Annotated in this window: 21 protein-coding genes; 12 read left to right on the forward strand and 9 right to left on the reverse strand. The window is 72.7% G+C overall.

Features of this window, described 5'->3' with window-relative positions; translation table 11 throughout:
- Positions 1-370 precede the first annotated feature (370 nt).
- Together ACYVLJ_RS29265 and ACYVLJ_RS29270 are read left to right on the forward strand one after the other, a co-directional pair.
- The gene (locus tag ACYVLJ_RS29265) at positions 371-1,156 is read left to right on the forward strand and encodes an LOG family protein (RefSeq protein WP_451977255.1); all 786 of its coding nucleotides are present in this window, start codon (positions 371-373) and stop codon (positions 1,154-1,156) included.
- Positions 1,156-1,740 (forward strand): LOG family protein, encoded by a 585-nt coding sequence (locus ACYVLJ_RS29270; protein ID WP_451977252.1) that lies wholly within the window; start codon positions 1,156-1,158, stop codon positions 1,738-1,740. Before ACYVLJ_RS29265 ends, ACYVLJ_RS29270 begins: the two co-directional genes overlap by 1 nt.
- Here ACYVLJ_RS29270 and ACYVLJ_RS29275 read toward each other — a convergent pair.
- Positions 1,709-2,551: a LysR family transcriptional regulator gene (locus ACYVLJ_RS29275; protein WP_451977249.1), complete on the reverse strand. Its 843-nt coding sequence runs from the start codon at positions 2,549-2,551 to the stop codon at positions 1,709-1,711. The genes ACYVLJ_RS29270 and ACYVLJ_RS29275 overlap by 32 nt on opposite strands.
- Before the next feature lie 70 nt (positions 2,552-2,621).
- On the opposite strand from ACYVLJ_RS29275, the gene ACYVLJ_RS29280 reads away from it, so the two are divergent.
- Positions 2,622-3,338 (forward strand): SDR family oxidoreductase, encoded by a 717-nt coding sequence (locus ACYVLJ_RS29280; protein ID WP_460441084.1) that lies wholly within the window; start codon positions 2,622-2,624, stop codon positions 3,336-3,338.
- A 3-nt stretch (positions 3,339-3,341) separates the two neighbouring features.
- Here the strand turns inward: ACYVLJ_RS29280 and ACYVLJ_RS29285 are convergent, their stop codons facing one another.
- Entirely contained in the window at positions 3,342-4,016 is a 675-nt protein-coding gene (locus tag ACYVLJ_RS29285) for a lysophospholipid acyltransferase family protein (protein WP_451977243.1), read from the reverse strand.
- Between the two features lie 51 nt (positions 4,017-4,067).
- Between ACYVLJ_RS29285 and ACYVLJ_RS29290 the strand changes: the two genes are divergently transcribed.
- A complete protein-coding gene (locus tag ACYVLJ_RS29290; protein ID WP_460441085.1) occupies positions 4,068-4,970 on the forward strand; it encodes a glucosyl-3-phosphoglycerate synthase in 903 nt (300 codons plus the stop codon).
- On the opposite strand, the gene cydC is transcribed toward ACYVLJ_RS29290, so the two are convergent.
- The 4 genes from cydC to ACYVLJ_RS29310 are packed head-to-tail and all read right to left on the reverse strand — an operon-like array spanning position 4,906 to position 10,250.
- Positions 4,906-6,495 (reverse strand): thiol reductant ABC exporter subunit CydC, encoded by a 1,590-nt coding sequence (gene cydC / locus ACYVLJ_RS29295; protein ID WP_460441086.1) that lies wholly within the window; start codon positions 6,493-6,495, stop codon positions 4,906-4,908. The genes ACYVLJ_RS29290 and cydC overlap by 65 nt on opposite strands.
- Positions 6,496-6,548: 53 nt before the next feature.
- Positions 6,549-8,108 carry an ABC transporter ATP-binding protein/permease gene (gene cydD, locus ACYVLJ_RS29300; protein ID WP_460441087.1) on the reverse strand — a complete coding sequence of 520 codons (1,560 nt, stop codon included), beginning with the start codon at positions 8,106-8,108 and terminating at the stop codon, positions 6,549-6,551.
- Between the two features lie 9 nt (positions 8,109-8,117).
- Entirely contained in the window at positions 8,118-9,086 is a 969-nt protein-coding gene (locus tag ACYVLJ_RS29305) for a cytochrome d ubiquinol oxidase subunit II (RefSeq protein WP_460441088.1), read from the reverse strand.
- 3 nt (positions 9,087-9,089) lie between these two features.
- On the reverse strand, positions 9,090-10,250 hold the full coding sequence (locus ACYVLJ_RS29310; RefSeq protein ID WP_460441089.1) for a cytochrome ubiquinol oxidase subunit I: 1,161 nt from the start codon (positions 10,248-10,250) through the stop codon (positions 9,090-9,092).
- A 141-nt stretch (positions 10,251-10,391) separates the two neighbouring features.
- Between ACYVLJ_RS29310 and ACYVLJ_RS29315 the strand changes: the two genes are divergently transcribed.
- The 5 genes from ACYVLJ_RS29315 to ACYVLJ_RS29335 are packed head-to-tail and all read left to right on the forward strand — an operon-like array spanning position 10,392 to position 12,705.
- Entirely contained in the window at positions 10,392-10,709 is a 318-nt protein-coding gene (locus tag ACYVLJ_RS29315) for a helix-turn-helix transcriptional regulator (RefSeq protein WP_451977225.1), read from the forward strand.
- Positions 10,706-11,374 carry a permease prefix domain 1-containing protein gene (locus ACYVLJ_RS29320; RefSeq protein ID WP_460441090.1) on the forward strand — a complete coding sequence of 223 codons (669 nt, stop codon included), beginning with the start codon at positions 10,706-10,708 and terminating at the stop codon, positions 11,372-11,374. The genes ACYVLJ_RS29315 and ACYVLJ_RS29320 overlap by 4 nt, the downstream gene beginning before the upstream one ends.
- Positions 11,371-11,694, forward strand: coding sequence for a DivIVA domain-containing protein (locus ACYVLJ_RS29325; RefSeq protein ID WP_451977219.1), 324 nt, complete (start codon positions 11,371-11,373; stop codon positions 11,692-11,694). The genes ACYVLJ_RS29320 and ACYVLJ_RS29325 overlap by 4 nt, the downstream gene beginning before the upstream one ends.
- The gene (locus tag ACYVLJ_RS29330; RefSeq protein ID WP_451977216.1) at positions 11,691-12,149 is read left to right on the forward strand and encodes an SRPBCC family protein; all 459 of its coding nucleotides are present in this window, start codon (positions 11,691-11,693) and stop codon (positions 12,147-12,149) included. Before ACYVLJ_RS29325 ends, ACYVLJ_RS29330 begins: the two co-directional genes overlap by 4 nt.
- Complete coding sequence (locus ACYVLJ_RS29335; protein WP_460441091.1) at positions 12,142-12,705, forward strand: DNA-3-methyladenine glycosylase I; 564 nt, start codon at positions 12,142-12,144, stop codon at positions 12,703-12,705. Before ACYVLJ_RS29330 ends, ACYVLJ_RS29335 begins: the two co-directional genes overlap by 8 nt.
- 19 nt (positions 12,706-12,724) lie before the next feature.
- Here the strand turns inward: ACYVLJ_RS29335 and ACYVLJ_RS29340 are convergent, their stop codons facing one another.
- On the reverse strand, positions 12,725-13,519 hold the full coding sequence (locus ACYVLJ_RS29340; RefSeq protein WP_460441092.1) for a Clp protease/crotonase-like domain-containing protein: 795 nt from the start codon (positions 13,517-13,519) through the stop codon (positions 12,725-12,727).
- Positions 13,520-13,716: 197 nt separating this feature from the next.
- On the opposite strand from ACYVLJ_RS29340, the gene ACYVLJ_RS29345 reads away from it, so the two are divergent.
- Positions 13,717-13,884, forward strand: a complete 168-nt coding sequence (locus ACYVLJ_RS29345) for a DUF3117 domain-containing protein (RefSeq protein WP_013222969.1) — start codon at positions 13,717-13,719, stop codon at positions 13,882-13,884.
- An 88-nt stretch (positions 13,885-13,972) separates the two neighbouring features.
- A complete protein-coding gene (locus ACYVLJ_RS29350) occupies positions 13,973-15,427 on the forward strand; it encodes a leucyl aminopeptidase family protein (protein ID WP_460441093.1) in 1,455 nt (484 codons plus the stop codon).
- Between the two features lie 3 nt (positions 15,428-15,430).
- Here the strand turns inward: ACYVLJ_RS29350 and ACYVLJ_RS29355 are convergent, their stop codons facing one another.
- Positions 15,431-16,336: a LysR family transcriptional regulator gene (locus ACYVLJ_RS29355; protein ID WP_460441094.1), complete on the reverse strand. Its 906-nt coding sequence runs from the start codon at positions 16,334-16,336 to the stop codon at positions 15,431-15,433.
- A 62-nt stretch (positions 16,337-16,398) separates the two neighbouring features.
- On the opposite strand from ACYVLJ_RS29355, the gene ACYVLJ_RS29360 reads away from it, so the two are divergent.
- Entirely contained in the window at positions 16,399-17,589 is a 1,191-nt protein-coding gene (locus ACYVLJ_RS29360) for an MFS transporter (RefSeq protein WP_460441095.1), read from the forward strand.
- A gap of 47 nt (positions 17,590-17,636) precedes the next feature.
- Here the strand turns inward: ACYVLJ_RS29360 and ACYVLJ_RS29365 are convergent, their stop codons facing one another.
- Positions 17,637-18,281: an O-methyltransferase gene (locus tag ACYVLJ_RS29365; protein WP_460441096.1), complete on the reverse strand. Its 645-nt coding sequence runs from the start codon at positions 18,279-18,281 to the stop codon at positions 17,637-17,639.
- Positions 18,282-18,436: the final 155 nt, after the last annotated feature.

The raw sequence follows: 18,436 nt of genomic DNA on the forward strand, positions 1-18,436 counted from the left end.
GAAACGGACATATCGACGCCCGTGGCCGCGCGCCGGGACAGCGTTCTCCGCGCTGAATAGCCAATTTTCCTAACGAAGTGGAGCGCCTGCTTCCGTTCGTGACGGTGGCAGCGAAGGCCGCACCGGCGCGAACCTTGGCGTCTGGAACGCGCGGTACGACGGGGTGCCCGACCTCAAAATGTCCACTTTGGAGGGACGGTGCGTTCCCGGCGGGCGCGAAGGAATGCACCCGTCCGTATGAATCCTTCGACGGCCGGGTTCCCGCTGCGCCGACGACCTGAGTTCATGGCCCGGTAACGAGCCCGCCATCGACTTCACCTCCACGGCGCTCCTGGCATTTTCGCCGGCGGCGAGGCCGTAGCATGGCGTAGTGAGCGAACAGTCTGAATGGCCGGACGGCCAGTACCCCGAACGGCCGGTCGAGCGGCACAAGGGCCCGGTGGTGCTCCGCCGCGACCGCCGTGACCAGGGCAGCACCACCGACCAGCGGCTGCTGGACGCGCGCGGCCCGAGCGACTGGGTGCACACCGACCCGTGGCGGGTGCTGCGGATCCAGGCCGAGTTCGTCGAGGGCTTCGGCGCGCTCGCCGAGGTCCCGCGTGCGGTCACCGTGTTCGGCTCGGCGCGCACCAAGCGCGAGAACCCGGAGTACGAGCTCGGCCGCAAGATCGGCGCCGCGCTGGCCAACGCCGGCTTCGCCGTGATGACCGGCGGCGGCCCGGGCGCGATGGAGGCCGTCAACCGCGGCGCGGCCGAGGCCGGCGGCTTCTCGATCGGCCTCGGCATCGAGCTGCCGTTCGAGCAGGGCCTGAACCCGTGGGTCGATCTGGGCGTCAACTTCCGGTACTTCTTCGCCCGCAAGACGATGTTCATCAAGTATTCGCAGGCCTTCATCTGCCTGCCCGGCGGTTTCGGCACGCTCGACGAGCTGTTCGAGGCGCTGACGCTGGTGCAGACCAAGAAGGTCACGAAGTTCCCGGTGGTGCTGTTCGGCAGCGACTACTGGGGCGGCCTCTACGACTGGATCGCCAAGACCGTCCAGGCCGAGGGCAAGATCAGCCCGCACGACCTCGACCTGCTGCACGTCACCGACGACATCGACGACGCCGTCCGCGTGGTCCAGGAGTCCTACCAGGCGTGGGAGGACACCCACTGATGAGCCGGATCTGCGTGTTCTGCGGCTCGTCGATGGGGTTCTCGCCGCGCTACGCCGAGCAGGCGGCCGCGCTCGGCAAGCTGCTGGCCCAGCGCGGCATCGGCCTGGTGTACGGCGGGGCGAGCGTCGGCACGATGGGCGTCGTCGCGGACGCGGCGCTGGCCGCGGGCGGCGAGGTGATCGGCGTGATCCCGGAGGCCCTGTCGTCGGTCGAAATCTCGCACGCCGGACTGTCCGAGCTGCACGTCGTCAGGGACATGCACGAGCGCAAGGCCAAGATGGCGGCCCTGTCGGACGGCTTCCTGGCCCTCCCGGGCGGCGCGGGCACCCTCGAGGAGCTCTTCGAGGTCTGGACCTGGGCGCAGCTGGGCCTGCACGGCAAGCCGATCGGCCTGGTCGACGTCGACGGCTACTACGGCCCGCTGGTCGCGTTCGCCGACCACATGGTGACCGAGGGCTTCGTCAAGGCGGACTACCGGGACCTGCTGATGGTGGACGCGGACGCGGCGGTGCTGCTCGACCGGTTCGAGACCTACGTTCCGCCGGCCCCGCCTAAGTGGGCGAAGGGAGCGCCGGGGATCTGACGTCGGTGCTCGCCCGGACGAACGCGGCCACCGCCCGGGACCGCGTCCGATCGGGCCACGCCAGCAGCACCGTCGTCCTCGGCGCGTCGAGCACCGGCACGCACACGACGTCCGCGCGCACGTGGCGCCGGGCCGACTCCGGGACCACCGCGACGACCTGACCCAGCGCCACGAGCTGGAGCAGCTGCCCGGGATCCCGGACCTCGGGCCCGGGCACGTCTTTGCCGGGCCACCGGGGGAACGGCTCGCCCTCCAGATCGGCGAGCACCAGCGCCGCCCGGTCGGCCAGGCGGTGGCCGCGGGGGAGCAACGCCAGCTGGTCCTGCTCCAGGAGCAGCTCGGTGTCGAACCCGGCGAGGTCGTCGTGCGGGCCGTGCAGGAACGCCAGGTCGACGCGGCCGTCGCGCAGCATGCGGGACTGCTCGCCGATCCCGCCGACGACGACCTCGACCTCGATCGCGTCCGGATCGGCCCGGTAACCGGGGAGGATCCGCGCGAGCAAGCCGGCGTCGCCGTCGGGCTTCATCGCCACGAGCAGCTTCGGCTCCTCCTGCCCCGCGCGCTGCGCCCGGCGCACCGCGGCGTCCACCGCGTCGAGCGCTTTGCGGCTCTCCGCAAGGAAAACCACGCCCGCGGGGGTCAGCGTCACCCCGCGGCTCGTGCGGTCCAGCAGGGGCACGCCCATGCGGCGTTCGAGCTGTTGGATAGCGCGCGAGAGCGGCGGCTGCGCCATGCCGAGGCGCTGTGCCGCCCGGCCGAAGTGCAGCTCCTCGGCGACGGCGACGAAATACGCGAGCTCCCGCGTCTCCATACCACCAGAGTATCGGCCGATGCGGCATCGGTGTTGGCTCGCGCGGGGGCCCCGCTGGTGTGCTGGAGCCATGGACGAAATCACTTTGGTCACCGGTGCGAACAAGGGCATCGGCCGCGAGATCGCCGCCCAGCTGGCCGCTCTCGGGCACACCGTCGTCATCGGCGCCCGCAGCGCCGAACTGGGCGAGAAGGCGGCCGCGGAGCTGGGCGTGGATTCGGTGGTCCTCGACGTGACCGACCCGGCGTCGGTCGCCGCGGCCGCCGCGCACCTCGACGAGCGCTACGGCCGGCTCGACGTGCTGGTCAACAACGCCGCCGTCGCCCGCCCGCCGGGCACGGAGCTCGCGCAGCAGAGCCCCAGCACCGCCGACCTGGGCACGCTGCGCACGATCTTCGAGACGAACTTCTTCGGCGTCATCACGGTCACGAACACCCTGCTGCCGCTGCTGCGCCGCTCGGCCGCGCCGCGCGTCGTCAACGTCTCCAGCAGCGCCGCGTCACTGACCAGGAACGCCGACCCCGAGGCTCAGCTGCCGATTTCCGCCGGCTACACCCCGTCGAAGACCGCGTTGACGTCGCTGACCCTGCAGTACGCGCGGGAGCTGCGTCCCGACGGGATCCTGGTCAACGCGGTGTGCCCGGGCTTCTGCGCGACGGACTTGAACGGCCGTTCCGGGTTCCGCACCCCGGCCCAGGGCGCGGTGGCGGCGGTGCGGATGGCGACGATCCCGCCGGACGGCCCGACCGGCACCTTCGTCGACGACGAAGGTCCGGTGCCGTGGTGACGCTCAGGCGACGCCTTCGCTCGGCCGCTTGTGGTAGGTGTCCACGTACTCCTGGCCCGACAGCTCGAGGATCTGGTACATCACCTCGTCGGTGACCGAGCGGCGGATCGCCGGCGAGTAGTCCTGGCCCTCGTAGCGGGAGAAGTCGAGGGGCTTGCCGAACGTGATGCTGATCTTCGCGAGGCGGGGGATGCGGGCTCCGGCGGGCTGGAGGCCTTCGGTGCCGGACAGCGCGACCGGCACCACCTTCGCGCCCGTCGCCAGGGCCAGCGCCGCGACGCCGGTGTGGCCGCGGTGGAGGCGGCCGTCCAGGGAGCGGGTGCCCTCGGGGTAGATCGCGAAGACGCCGCCCGCGTCGAGAACCTTGCGGGCGGCTTCCAGCGCGGCCAGCCCGGCCTGGGCGTTGCCGCGCTCGACCGGGACGTAGCCGAGGCCGCCGAGGAAGCCGGCCAGTGCCTTGCCCTTGAGGCCCTTGCCGACGAAGTACTCCGCCTTGCCGAGGAACTTGACCTGCCGCGGGGTCGCGAACGTGATCACGCCGGTGTCGAGCGCCGCGCGGTGGTTGGCCGCCAGCAGGACCGGGCCGGTCTCGGGCACGTTCTCGACGCCGTGCACCTCAGGCCGGTACACCGCCCTGGCCAGCGGGCCCAGCACGAACCGGACAAGCAGCGCGATCAAGTGATCCTCCTCCTCGGGTGCGGTAGCACCAGCATGGCACGATCGTTACTCGTGAGTTGGTTCGAGCGGCGTACGTGGCAGGAGCCCGGTTGGACGCCCGAGGACATCGTGACCGCGAAGGGTGACCGGACGGTTTCGGTCGTGCTACCGGCGCTGGACGAAGAGCGGACCGTGGGCGACGTCGTCGCGTCGGTCCGGCCGCTGGTCGGCAGCGTCGTCGACGAGCTGATCGTCGTGGACTCCGGATCGACGGACGCGACCGCGCGGGTCGCCGAGGCCGCGGGCGCGCGCGTGGTCCGCCGCGAAGACGTCCTTCCCGACCTGCCGCCGGTGCCCGGCAAGGGTGAGGTGCTGTGGCGCTCGCTGGCCGCGACCCGCGGCGACTTCGTCGTCTTCCTCGACTCCGACCTCGTCGACCCGGACCCGTCGTTCGTGCCCTCCCTGCTCGGGCCGCTGGTCTCCGAAACCGGCGTCCACCTGGTCAAAGGCTTCTACCGGCGGCCGCTGCGGCTGGAGAGCACGGGCGGCGGGCGCGTCACCGAGCTGCTGGCGCGGCCGGTGCTGTCGGCGCTGCGCCCGTCGCTCGGCGGGCTGGTCCAGCCCCTCGGCGGCGAGTACGCGGGCACCCGCGAGTTCCTCGAGTCGGTGCCGTTCGCCGCCGGGTACGGCGTCGAGATCGGGCTGCTGCTCGACGCCGAGGCCCGCTACGGCCTCGACGGGCTCGCGCAGGTCAACCTCGGCGTCCGCAAGCACCGGAACCGGTCGCTGCTGCAGCTCGGCGCGATGTCCCGGCAGATCCTCGGCACGGCCCTTTCGCGCTGCGGAGTCCCGGCCGCCGACGCGCCGTTCACCCAGTTCGTGCAGGTCGACGAGGAGTGGCTGCCCGACGTCACCGACGTCCGGGTCGCGGACCGGCCGCCGATGCGGGAAGTGCTCGCCCGTCCTCGAGGGTGAGGACCTCGTCGAAGCCGTCGAGGTGCTCGGGCCGGTGCGTGACGAGCACGACGCTGCCTCGCGCTTTCGCGAGCACCCGAGCGAGGACGGCGTCACCGTGCGCGGGGTCGAGGCCTTCGACCGGCTCGTCGAGCACCAGGACCTCCGGCGCCGCCAGGACCGCGCGGGCGAGGATCAGCCGTTGACGCTGGCCGCCTGACAACGCGGCGCCGTCGGGGCCGGTCGCGCGGTCGAGGTCCAGGTCGAACCCGGCGGTTTCGCAGGCGTCCCGCATTTCTTCGTCGGTGGCGTCCGGTTTGGCGATCACGAGGTTCTCGCGGACGGTCGCGTGGAAGACGTGGGCGTCGGCTTCGGCGCCCGAGACGAGCTTCGGCAGGTCGTACTCGCCGAGCGGGTGGCCGTCGAGGGTCACCCGGCCGTCGGTCGCGGTTGCGGTGCCGAGGAGCAGGCGGAGCAGGGTCGTCTTGCCGGCGCCGCTGGGCCCGAGGATCCCGACGCGCTTGCCCGGCGGGAGGTCGAGGTCGATGTCCCTCAGCGCGGGGGCGCGACCCGGGTACCGGACGCCGGCCTTCTCCAGCCGGAAGTGTCCACTTCGGACGACCCGCGTGCCGCTCGGCGGGACGGGCGTGGCGAGGACGGCCCGCACGCGAGCGGCCGACGCCCGGATTTCCGGGACGCGCCGGGCGGCCCCGATGAGCGGGAGGACGACCTCGAACGCGGTCATGGCGCCCAGCGTGAGCGCGGCGGTCCACGGCACGGAGGCGTGGCACAGCAGGGCGACGGCCGCCGTGGTGCCCAGCTGGACGAGTGTCCCGGCGGCGGTCGCCGCGGCCGTTTTGGCCGAAACGGCCCGTTCGTTCCGGGCGAGGTGGTCGACGACGGCGGCCGCCCGGTCGCGGTGTTCGTCCAGTGCGCCGGCGGCCAGCAGCTCCCAGTGCCCGGTGACGAGTTCGACAGCGCGTTCGGCGAGCTCGGCCCGCCTCGGCGCGTCCTCGGCGGCGGCCCGCCGGGTGACGCGCGCGACCAGCCACGGCAGCAGCCCGCCGGCGACGAGCAGCCCGGCCGCGAGGGCGACGGCGGCGGGCCCGGACGCGGTGGCCGTGACCCCGACGGAGACCGCCCCGACGAGCGCGGCGACTCCGGCGGGCAGCAGCCACCGGAGCACGGCGTCCTGCAGAGCGTCCACATCGGACACGAGCCGGGTGACGAGGTCGCCGCCGGAGTGGCGCGAGCCGGGGACGAGGGCCTGGTAGACGCGGGTGCGGAGGGCGCCGAGCCACCGCAGGACGACTTCGTGCCCGGCGAGCCGTTCGGCGTACCGGAGCCCGCCGCGCAGCAGGGCGAGCGTCCGGACGGCGACGATGGCCACGGTCAGTGCCCCGAGCGGAGGTTGCTCGGCGGCCCGCAGCAGCAGCCAGGCGGCGGTGGCCATGAGCGCGAGGGCGGCGAGTTCGGCCCCGGCGCCCAGGAGCGCGGCACGCAGGAGCCGCCGAACGTCCCGCGCGGAGACGGCCCAGATGCTCACGCCGCCACGGCGTCTGGGGGCCGTGGGCGCGTCCGGCTCATGTCGCCGCCGGCTCACGCCGCCACCTCCGCGCACACCCGGCCGTCGCGCAGCTCGACCACCCGGTCGGCCAGGGCGATCATCGCCGGTCGGTGGGCGACCAGCAGGGAAGTACGGCCGGGGAGCAGCCGTCGCGTCGCCGACAGGACCGCCGCCTCCGTGCGGGAGTCCAGGCGGGCCGTCGGTTCGTCGAGGAGCACCAAGCCCGCCGAAGTCCGGGCCAGTGCCCGCGCCAGCCCCACCCGCTGACGCTGTCCCGCCGACAGGACCTCGCCCAGTTCGCCCACCTGGGTCGAAAAGCCGTCGGGCAAGCCGGAAGCCACGGAATCGAGGGCCGCCGCCCGGGCCGCCACGGGAACGTCGGCCGGGCCGCCCAACGCGATATTGGAAGCCAGCGAACCGCGGAACAGCGTCGGCCGTTGCGGGACCCACGCCACGTCGGCCAGCCAGTCGGACAGGGAGAGCGTGCGCAGGTCCACGCCGTCGACCAGGACTCGCCCCGAGGTCGGCGGGACGAACCCCAGCACCACCGACAGCAGCGTGCTCTTCCCGGACCCGCTCGGTCCCACCAACGCCAGCCGCGAACCGGCGGGCACGCACAAGTCCACTTCGGACAGAGCGGGAACGCCGTTGTGGACGACCGAGACCCGCTCCAGTTCCAGCGAAGGCGTGCCCCGGCGACGGCACCGCGTCCCGGACCGAACGGAAACCACGGGCGCGGCGAGGGCTTCCCGCAACGCCGTCAACCCCTCGGCGGCCGCGTGGAACTTCGCGCCCGCCGCGCGCAGCGGCAGGTACGCCTCCGGTGCCAGCACCAACACCAGCAGAGCCGTCCGCGCGTCGAGAGAACCGGACAGCAGCCGGAACCCGATCGGCACCGCCACCAGGGCCACGGACAACGTCGCGACCAGCTCCAGCACCAGGGAGGACAGGAAGGCGACCCGCAACGTCTTCAAGGTCGCGTCGGCGTGCGCGGACGCCATCGCCCGGACCGTCGACGCCTGCGCCGAAGCCCGCCCGAACACCTTCAGCGTCCCGAGCCCGCGCACGACGTCGAGGAAGTGCCCGCCCAGCCTGGTCAGCAGCGACCACTGCCGGGCGGTGCGCGCCGCGGTGTGCTTGCCGACGAGGATCGCGAACACCGGGATCAACGGCAGGGTCGCGGTGACCACCAGTGCCGACACCAGGTCCGTCGTGAACAGCCGCACGACGACCGCGATCGGCACGACCACCGACACCACCAGCGACGGCAGGTACCCGGTCAGGTAGCTGTCCGTCGCGTCGACGCCCCGGGTGATCTGCGTGGCGACGACCCCGGCGCGGTCCGAGGCGGAACCGAGCAGCCGACGTCGCAGGCCGCCGCGCACCGATGCCGCGAACCGTCCACTGAGGACACCGTGGCCCCAGGCGAGCGCGCCCCGGAAGACGACCGCCACGGCCAGGAAGAGCGAAACCCCGCCGCCGGTGAGCAGCGTGGCCAGGCCCTCGGCCTGGATCAGGACGGCTGCGGCGGAGAGCACCCCGAGCGTGGCCAGTACGGCCAGGTAACGCCGGAGTCCGGGCAAGGCAGGCACGGTGTCCCCCTAGAAGTGCAGCAGCGAACGCTGGTCGAGCGGGTGCCGGTGCGCGCGCCACGTCAGCCACTGGACGACCAGCAGCACCACCAGCGCGGGCGCGGCGAACCAGCCCAGGACGGCGAACGTCCCGGCCGCCGTCGCCGCGTCGCCGACGGTCAGCGGGGCGCCCGAGGACACCAGCACCGTCGGGAACCGCAGCGTCCCGGCCAGCAGCGCCGGGCAGGCCGACAGCACCATCGACCCGGCGAGCGCCACCCGGTACCGGCGAGTCCGCAACCCCAGCCAGCAGACGGCGAAAGCCGTGAACGCCAGGACGACGACACCGCCGCCGAGGATTGTCACGCCGTCCAGCGCGAAGAACCCCCAGCCCGTGGCGACGACCAGGAACGCGCACACGGGTGCGGTGCACGCGCGGGCCAGCCGCACCGCGCGGCCGGTCAGCTCCGCCGGCGCCCGGACGGCGAGGAACGCCGCGCCCTGCAGGCAGAACAGCGCGACGAAACCGAGTCCCCACAGCGCCGCGTAGGGGGTGAAGAACGCGAGCACGTCGGCGACCGGGGGCAGCCCGAGGACCAGGTTGCCGAGGAACAGGCCCCACGACAACGCCGTCACCAGCGCGCCGCCGACGATGCCCGCGGTCCAGGCGCCGCGGCGGGCGTCCGGGCGGCGGCTGCGCAGCTGCAGCGACGCCGTGAACGTCACGAGGCCGAGCAACAGCGTCACGACCAGGACGTACGCCCCGGCGAACACCTTGCCCTCCAGGTGCGGGAACGCGCCGAAGAGCAGGCCGACGGCCGCGACCAGCCAGACCTCGTTGGCCAGGAAGAACGGCCCGAGCGCGCCGAGCGTCTGCCGCCGCTTCCGCTCGTCGGCTTCGAACGCGGGCAGGAGCATGCCGACGCCGTAGTCGTAGCCGGCCAGCGCGAAGTACCCGCAGGTCAGCAGGCCGAGCACGCACCACCAGAAGGTCACCATCGGTCAGACTCCGCTCAGGACGGGCAGCTCGGCGGGCTCGTCGACCGGCTCCGGGCCGCGCTTGGCGACGCGCGCCATGAGCACCCAGTCGGCGACCGCGAGCGCGGCGAACAGCAGTGAGAAGGCGATGAAGGAGAACAGGATCTGGCCGCCGGGGACGCCCGCGATCGCGTCCGCGGTGCGCAGCTTCCCCCAGACCAGCCACGGCTGGCGGCCGAGCTCGCGCACCAGCCAGCCCATGATGGCCGCGACGAACGGCAGCGGGATCGCCGCGACCATCAGGTAGTGCAGGAACCGGGCCTTCGTGACCCAGTTCCGGACCAGCAGCAGCGTGCCCAGCAGCGCGCAGAGCAGCATGAGGAACCCGAGCGTGATCATCGCGCCGAGCGGCGCGCCCACCGAGGCTTCGCCCAGCTTGTCCGGTTGGTACATCTTCAGCTCGCGGAACTGCGCAAAACCCTGGTTGACCACGAAGATCGAGCCGACCAGCGCGGCGACCACGCCGATCCGCATCGACCGGCGGAAGAACTCGATCTCCGTCGTCCGCTTGAGGAAGTGGTACGCGCTGACGCCGACCACGAAGAACCCGCCGGTCACCAGCGCCGCGCTGAGCACGTGCGGCAGCGACGCGACCAGCGCCGGGTTCGAGAACAGCGCCCCGAAGTCGTCGAGGCGCAGGGTGCCGCCCTCGAGCCGGCTGCCGACCGGGTTCTGCAGGAACGAGTTGGCCACCATGATGAACATCGCCGACGCGTACGCGGTCAGCGTGACCAGCCAGACCAGTGCCAGGTGCAGCCACTTGTTCATGCGCCCGAAGCCGAAGATCCACAGGCCGAGGAACGTCGACTCGAGGAAGAACGCGACCAGCGTCTCGATGGCCAGCGGTGCGCCGAAGACGTCGCCGGCGAATGCGGAAAGCCCGGTCCAGGTGAGCCCGAACTGGAATTCCATCACGATTCCGGTGACGATCCCCAGCGCGTAATTGATCACGTACAACCGGCCCCAGAAGCGGGTCATCCGCAGCAGCTCGGGCTTGCCGCCGAGCGTCCAGCGCGTCTGCATCACGGCCACCAGCGTGACCAGCCCCAGCGTGAGCAGCGCGAACAGGAAGTGGAACGAGGTCGTCGTCGCGAACTGGAGTCTCGCGACCGGGAGTGCGTCCATGCCGAGCGACTATATACGTAGACTGGCTACATGTAGCCACCAAATCCATGAGATCCGGGTCATCTCCGGGAAATACCCCGGTGTGTACGGAGTGTCCCGGCAATAGCGTCTCCGGGGTGGGCATGCGTAGACTGCGTACCTATGAAGGCGGACACCTTGCGCGGGCACCTCGACGCGTTGCTGCTGGCCGTGCTCGACGGCCGCAAGCTGCACGGCTACGCGATCATCGAGGCCCTGCAGCTGCGCAGCGACGGCGCGCTCGACCTGCCGACCGGCACCGTGTACCCGGCGCTGCGCCGGCTCGAGCGGGCCGGCTGGCTGGCCAGCGAATGGGACGTCGTGTCCGGCCGGAAGCGCCGCACCTACCGGCTCACCCGCTCCGGGCAGCAGGCCTTGGCCGCCGAACGCGCCGAGTGGCGGGAGTTCACGGCGGTCATCGGGGGAGTGCTGGAAGCATGATCGACGGATACCTCCAGGACCTGGACCGCAGGCTGCACGGCTGCGGCCGGTTCAAGGCCGACCTGCTCGAAGAGGCGCGGGACGGCCTGAACGACGCCGCCGACGCCTACCGAGCCGGCGGCTGGACCGACGAGGACGCGGAGCGCCGCGCGGTCGCCGACTTCGGCCCGGCGGCCGTCGTCGCCTGCGACTACCAGGCCGAGCTCGGCATGCTCAGCGGCGTCCGCACGCTGTGGAAGCTCGTCATCGGCGTTCCCCTGATGCAGGTGTCCTGGGACTACGCCCGGATCCTCACCTTCGGCGAGTGGACGAAGCTCTCCACGCCGACGCCCGGGTGGTACAAGGTCGTCACGCACGTCACCCACGGCGCCGTGTTCGTCGTGCCGGTGATCGGCGTGCTCGCGCTGCTCGGCATCCGCTGGCTGAGCCGCCGCCTGGACGGCACCGGGCTGGCCCGGTTCTGCGGGGTCCTCATCGCGCTCGCGGTCGGCGTCAACCTCGCGTCCGTCGGGCTGCTGATCGGCGCCACCGGGTTCGTCGACGCGTCGAGGCTGTTCCTGAGCGTCCCGTGCGTCCTGTTGATGGTCGCGTGGGTGCTGCTTTCGCTGCGGCTCGTCGTGCTCGCGAGACGATCCTGGGGTGGGTATGCCACGATCGTCGCGTGACGACCGCGCTGATCTACCTCGTAGTCATGCTGCTGGTGGCCGCCGTGGTGTTCCTGCTCGCCGCCGTCGTGTTCGGCCGGGGTGAGGAGCTCGCCCCGCTGGCGCCGGGCAGTTCGCCGACGCGGCTGCCCGCCGAGGACATCACCGGCGAGGACCTGCAGGAGGTCCGCTTCCAGCTGGTGCTGCGCGGCTACAAGATGTCCGAAGTGGACTGGGTGATGCGCCGCCTCGGCGTCGAGCTCGACGAGCTGCGCACCCGGGTCGCCGAGCTGGAGCAGCGCGAACGCGAGCGGGAGAGCTCGCCCGAAGGCGCCCAGTGACGGATCTGATCCTGTCCGTCGAGGTCCGCGCACCGGCCGGGACGACCTGGCTCGCGCTGACGGACTGGCCGCGCCAGGGCGAGTGGATGCTCGGCACGGACGTCGAGGTCGTCGAGGGGAACGGCCGCAGCGTCGGGTCGCGGATCGCGGCGTTCACCGGGCTGGCCGGGGTCGGCTTCACCGACACCATGGAGATCACCAGCTGGGAGCCGCCGGTGCGGTGCGCGGTGCGCCACCTGGGCAGCGTCGTGCAGGGCACCGGCGTGTTCCAGGTCGTGCCGAAGGGCGCGACGCGCTCGACGTTCGTCTGGGCCGAGCACCTGCGGCTGCCGTTCGGGCCGCTGGGCCGGCTGGGCTGGCCGGTGGTGCGGCCGGCGTTCGCGCTGGGGGTGCGCCAGTCGCTGCGGCGGTTCGCGCGGTTCGCGGAGGACTATTCGGTGGGTGGGGATGAGTGAGCTGGTCGGCGCCGACGGCGTCGCGCGGTGCAGCTGGGGCAATTCGACCCCGGACTACGTGGACTACCACGACACGGAGTGGGGCGTCCCGCTCCACGGGCAGGACGAGCTGTACGAGCGGCTGTGCCTCGAGTCGTTCCAGTCGGGACTTTCGTGGATCACGATCCTGCGCAAGCGCGAGGGCTTCCGGAAGGCGTTCAAGCGGTTCAAGCCGGCGAAGGTGGCGAAGTTCGGCGACGCCGACGTCGAGCGGCTGATGCAGGACGCGTCCATCGTGCGGAACCGCGCGAAGATCCTGGCGGCGATCAAGAACGCGCGGGCGATCGATTCTTTGGACACCCCGTTGGACGATCTCTTGTGGTCGTTCGCGCCCGCGTCGCACCGGCGCCCGGCGACGATGGCGGACGTCCCGGCGATCACCGACGAGTCCAAGGCGATGGCGAAGGAACTGAAGAAGCGCGGCTTCGTCTTCCTGGGGCCGACGACGTGCTACGCGCTGATGCAGGCCACCGGCATGGTCGACGACCACGTCTCCGGCTGCTTCCGGGCCGCCTGACCCGGAAGCAGCCGGCGGCTCACTTGCCCTGGAAGTCCGGCTTGCGCTTGCCGACGAAGGCTTCGACGGCCTCGGTGTGGTCCGCGGTCGCGCCGAGCGCGGTCTGGGCGGCGTCCTCGGCTTCGAGGGCCTCCTCGAACGTCGACTGCGCGGCGAGGTTCAGCACGCTCTTGATCTTCGCGTAGGCCACCGTCGGCCCGTTGGCCAGCTTCGCGGCGACCTTCTGGGTGCGCGCGGGCAGCTCCTCGTCCGGCACGACCTCGCCGACCAGGCCGAGGCGCAGCGCCTCGGCGGAGTCCACGGTCCGGGCCAGCAGCATCAGCTCGGCGGCGCGGCCGTAGCCGACCAGCCGCTGCAGCGTCCAGGACGCGCCGGAGTCCGGGCCCAGCCCCACGTTGGCGAAGGCCATCAGGAACGACGACGACTCGGCCGCGATCCGCAGGTCGCTCGCGTAGGCGAAGGCGGCTCCGGCACCGGCCGCGGTGCCGTTGATCGCCGCGATCACCGGCTTCTCCATGGACACGATCGCCTGGACGATCGGGTTGTAGTGCTCCTTCACCGTGTGTAGCGGCGCGGGGTCACCTGCCTGGAGCAGCCCCACGTGCTCCTTCAGGTCCTGGCCGGCGCAGAACGCCTTGCCCGAACCGGTCAGCACGACGGCGCGGACGGCCTCGTCGTCCGCCGCCTCGCGCAGCGCCGCGAGCAGTGCTTCCTTCAGCTCGACGGTCAGCGAGTTGTACGCCTGCGGCCGGTTGAGGGTGAGGGTGCGCACCCCGTCGGCGTCGGCGGCCAGCAGGACGTCGGATGTGGTCACGTCTTCTCCTTGCGCGGATACGTCGGTCGTCCGACAGTCTTTCACCTCGCGCGAGCCGCATACCAGCACCGATACGGCGGCAAAAGATCGGTCCGCTGATGCGCCCGGCCGCTGATGAGGGACAATGGACACCAGACCCGGCTGGCTTTCACGCGAGCGCGACCCGGGCGCGCCGGTTGAGACGGAGGGAGCACGCTATGGCGGCCATGAAGCCCCGGACCGGAGATGGTCCCCTCGAAGTGACTAAGGAGGGGCGGGGCCTCGTGATGCGCGTACCGCTCGAGGGTGGTGGGCGACTCGTCGTCGAACTTTCCGCGGAAGAAGCGAAGGACCTCGGCGCCGCATTGGCGGAGGTCACCGGCTAGCAAGCCCTCCCGAACCGTCCTTCCGTCGCACCCCGGTCTCCTTCGGAGGCCGGGGTCGCGGTTCCTCTGCGCCCGAAGGTTGCTCACTGTGCGTAATCCGCTACCCCCCGTTCCGACCAGTCTGCTCGACATCGAGGTGGCGGGCGACCTCCGCCGCGGCGCCCCGACGGCCCGGCTGGTGACCGCTCCCGCCGACGACGTCGAGTCCGAGCCGCTGGAGATCGGCGGTGTCCGGATCACCGGCAAGGCGGGCGACGTGCAGACGGTCCCCGCCGGCGAGGCCCGCTGGGTCGCCGGCCTGGGCGACGGCGAGCCGAAGCAGTACCGGAAGGCGGGCGCGGCCCTGGTCCGCGCGGTGAACGCGGGCCTCGCCGACGACGTCGGCGCCGGCGGTCGCGCGTTCCGCGCGGTGCAGCTGGTGCTGCCCGAGGAGGCTTCCGCCGAGCACGTGACGGAGCTGGCGCTGGGGCTGCTGCTCGGCGGCTACCGGTTCAAGGTGTCCGGAGAGGACCCTTCGCCGACCGTCCGGACGGTCCGGCTGGTCACCGGGAACACCGGGCTGGCCGAGCCGGTTGCCCGCGCTTCGGCGCTGGCGGCGGCGACGGCGTTGACGCGCGACCTCGCGAACACGCCGTCCAACGTCAAGACCCCGGCCTGGCTGGCGGACACCGCCGCGCGCGTCGCCGGCCCGGGCGTCGACGTGACCGTGCGGGACGAGAAGTGGCTGGCGGCGCAGGGTTTCGGCGGCGTACTGGCCGTCGGTGGCGGCTCGGCGCGGCCGCCGCGGCTGATCGAGATGACGTACCAGCCGGCGGGCGCGGCGAAGCACGTGCTGCTGGTGGGCAAGGGCATCACGTTCGACACCGGCGGCCTGTCGATCAAGCCGGCCGACGGCATGCACCTGATGCGCACGGACATGGCGGGCGGCGCGGCCGTCATCGCGGCGATCCGCGCGATCGCCGTCCTGGGCCTCCCGGTCCGGGTGACGGCGCTGGTGCCGGCCGCGGAGAACCACGTCTCGGGCTCGTCGTACCGGCCCGGCGACATCGTCCGGCACTACGGCGGCAAGACGACCGAGGTCGGCAACACGGACGCGGAGGGCCGCATGGTCCTCGCCGACGCGCTGACGTACGGGATCCGCCGCTTCGGCCCGGACTACGTCGTCGACGCGGCGACGTTGACCGGCGCGATGAAGGTCTCCCTGGGACTGCGCACGGGCGGACTGTTCGCTTCGGACTCCGCGCTGGCCGCCGCGGTCGTCTCGGCGGGCGCCCGGGTGGGCGAGGCGTGGTGGCGCATGCCGCTGGTGGAGGACTACGCGGAGAACGTCCGCGGCGAGTTCGGCGACGTCCGGCAGACCCCCGCGGGTCCGGGCGGCATCACGGCGGCGCTGTTCCTGCGCGAGTTCACCTCGGGCCTGCCGTGGGCGCACCTGGACATCGCGGGCCCGGCGCGGTCGGAGAAGAACTACGACGAGGTCGTCCCGGGCGCGACCGGCTTCGCGGCCCGGACCCTGGTGGAGCTGACGGCGTCCCTGGCCTGACCGTCACGGCTTCGGCCGTGCGGTGGCCAGGACGTGGTCGCGGAAGCCGGCGACCGCCGGGGTCGTCGGCTCGTCGGCGCGCCAGGCCAGGCCGATCGTGCGGTACGGGCGGGGCGACAGCGGTACCTCCGCGACGCCCGCGGGGCTGCCCGGGCCGAAGCGCGGCAGCAACGCCACGCCCAGCCCGGCCGCCACGAGGCCGCGCACGGTGTCCGACTCCTGGCCCTCGAACGCGATCCGCGGCGTGAAGCCCGCCGCCGCGCAGAGCTCGTCGGTCAGGGTGCGGACGCCGTAGCCCTGTTCCAGCAGCACGAACTCCTCGTCCGCCAGTTCCGCCACCCGCACCGAGCTCCGGCCCGCGAGGCGGTGACCCGCCGGGACCGACAGCAGGATCTCCTCGTCGACCAGGCCGGCCGTGGCCAGCGACGGGGCATGGGGCAGGGGCGCCAGCAGGGCCAGGTCCAGCTCGCCGTCGACCAGCCGGTCGACCATCTCCTGCCGCGAGCCCTGGACCAGCGTGAACCGGACGCCCGGGTACCGCGCCCGGTGCCCGCGCAGCAGCGAAGGCACTAGCGACCGCCCGAGCAGGTGCAGGAACCCCAGGACGACGTGGCCCGACTCCGGCGCCACCTCCTCGCGGGCCAGCCGGACGCCGGAGTCGACCGCCGCCAAGCCGCGTTCGGCGGCCTCCGCCAGCAGTTCGGCCGCGCGCGTGAGGCGGATGCCGCGGCCGTGCGGGACCGTCAGGGGTGCACCCAGCGCGTCGGCCAGGGCCGCGAGCCGGCGGCTGACCGTCGGCTGCGGGATGCCCAGCAGCTCGGCCGTGCGTGTGACGTTCCTCGTCTCCCGCAGGGCGGCGAGCAAGGGCAGGTGCGGTGCCACCTGCGCCGACAGCGAGTCATACGTCATCGCATCGATCATGCCAGCGAGACGCATTGGACGTATTGGTTAGCTCTGCTTACTTTCGGGTGGTGACCTCCACCCGCCGAGTCAAGACCGCCGTCGCCGCGGCCGGGATCTCCTCCTTCGCCCTGCTCTACGCGCCGCAGCCGGTGCTGCCGCAGCTCGCCGCGCAGTACCACCTCGACCCCGGCGGCGCGGCGCTCGCGGTGAGCGTCGCGACCGGTGCGCTCGCCGTCGCCGTCCTGCCGATCGCCGCACTGTCCGAAGTGGTCGGACGGCGGCCGGTGATCCTGACGTCGGTGATCGCCTCGGTCGTCTTCGGCCTGCTGCTGCCGCTGATGCCGACGTACCCGGCCCTGCTGGTCCTGCGCGCCCTGCAGGGCGTCGCGATCGCCGGGTTCCCGGGCGTCGCGGCCGCCTACCTGGCCGAACGGCTCGGCCGCGCGGGCGTCGCCGCCGCGATCGGCGCGATGATCGCGGGCAACACCATCGGCGGCATGGCCGGCCGGCTGGCCAGCGGGTTCACCGCCGGACCGCTCGGCTGGCGCGGCGCGCTCTACGTCGTCGCGGGCGTGGGCGCGCTCTGCTCGGCGATCACCGTCGTGACGCTCCCGCCGGGCACCCGGCCCCGCGGCGCCGCCGACCTGAAGGCCGTCGCGCGCGGGCTCGTCACGGCGTTGGGCAAGCCGGTGCTGCTCGCCCAGTACGCGGTCGCGCTGCTGGCCATGGGCTCGTTCGTCGCGCTCTACAACGCCGCGGGCTTCCGGCTGACCGGCCACCCGCTGGACCTGTCACCGGCGATCGCGTCGCTGGTGTTCCTGGCGTACGCGACGGGCTCGGTGTCCTCGGCCGCGGCCGGCCGCCTGGTGGCCCGCGTCGGCCGCCGCCGGGCGCTGGTCGGGGCGCTGCTCCTGACCGCGGTCGGCGCGGCCTTGACGCTGCCGGACTCGCTGCCGCTGGTCATCGCGGGTTTCCTGGTGCTGACCTGCGCGTTCTTCGCCGCGCACGCGGTCGCCAACGGCTGGGCGGCGGCCGACGCCCCGGAGAACGCCCGCGGCCAGGTGGGCGGCATGTACACGGCGACGTACTACTTGGGCAGCAGCGTCGGCGGCGCGGCGGGCGCGTGGGTCTACGGCCACGCGGGCTGGCCGTGGCTGATCGCGGTGGTGGCGGTGTGGCTGCTCCTGGCGGTGGCCGCGGTCGGGGTCGGGACGGCGCCGGCGCGAGAAGCCCGGCGAGCGCTGGTCAACGTGGGCTGAAGCGCGGGTGCGAGCCGAACGCCGGGAGCTGGTTGACGCGGGCTGACTCAGGTCGCCGCGGCGACCAGCAGGCCGCCGCCCACCGGGAGCAGGGCCGGGACCAGGCGTTCGTCCTCGCGGAACGCCCGGGCCACCTCGCGCAGCGCCAGCGTCTCCGGGTCCCGGCGCGCCGGGTCGATCACCCGGCCGCCGGCCAGGACGTTGTGGAACGCGATGATCCCGCCGCGCCGCAGCAGGGACACGCCCAGCTCGTAGCACCCCGGGTACTCGATGTGCGCCGAGTCGACGAACACCAGGTCGTAGCCACCCGGCGTGAGCCGCTGCAGCACGTCCAGCGCGCGCCCGACGATCAGGCGCGTGCGGCCCGGCGCGTACCCGGCCTCGCGGAACGTCAGCCGTGCCGCCCGCTGGTACTCCGGCTCGACGTCGATCGAGGTCAGGATGCCGTCGGGGGACATGCCGCGCAGCAGGCTGAGCCCGCTCACCCCGGCGCCCGTGCCCACCTCGACCACGGCCTTCGCGCGCAACGTCGCGGCCAGGAAGCGCAACGTCGCCCCCGCCCCCGCACTGAGGGAGGTGCAGCCCAGGTCCTCGGCCCGCGCCCGGGCCGACGACAGCACCTCGTCGTCGGGCAGGTACCCGTCGACGAACCCGGAATCGGCCGGCGCGGCCGCAGGGGTGGGCGTGTTCACGCACGGAGGTTAGCGTTGGTTGTCGATAAATCCGCGCAGGCTCCCTGGTAAGCACCCGGGAAGAAGTTCTCAGGCAGCTCTCAGTCCAGTCTCACTAGAACCATAAGGAGTCGAGCCAGACTTCATGGGGAACACGGGAACACCGTGCCGACGAC

This window comes from Amycolatopsis stemonae, assembly GCF_054781455.1.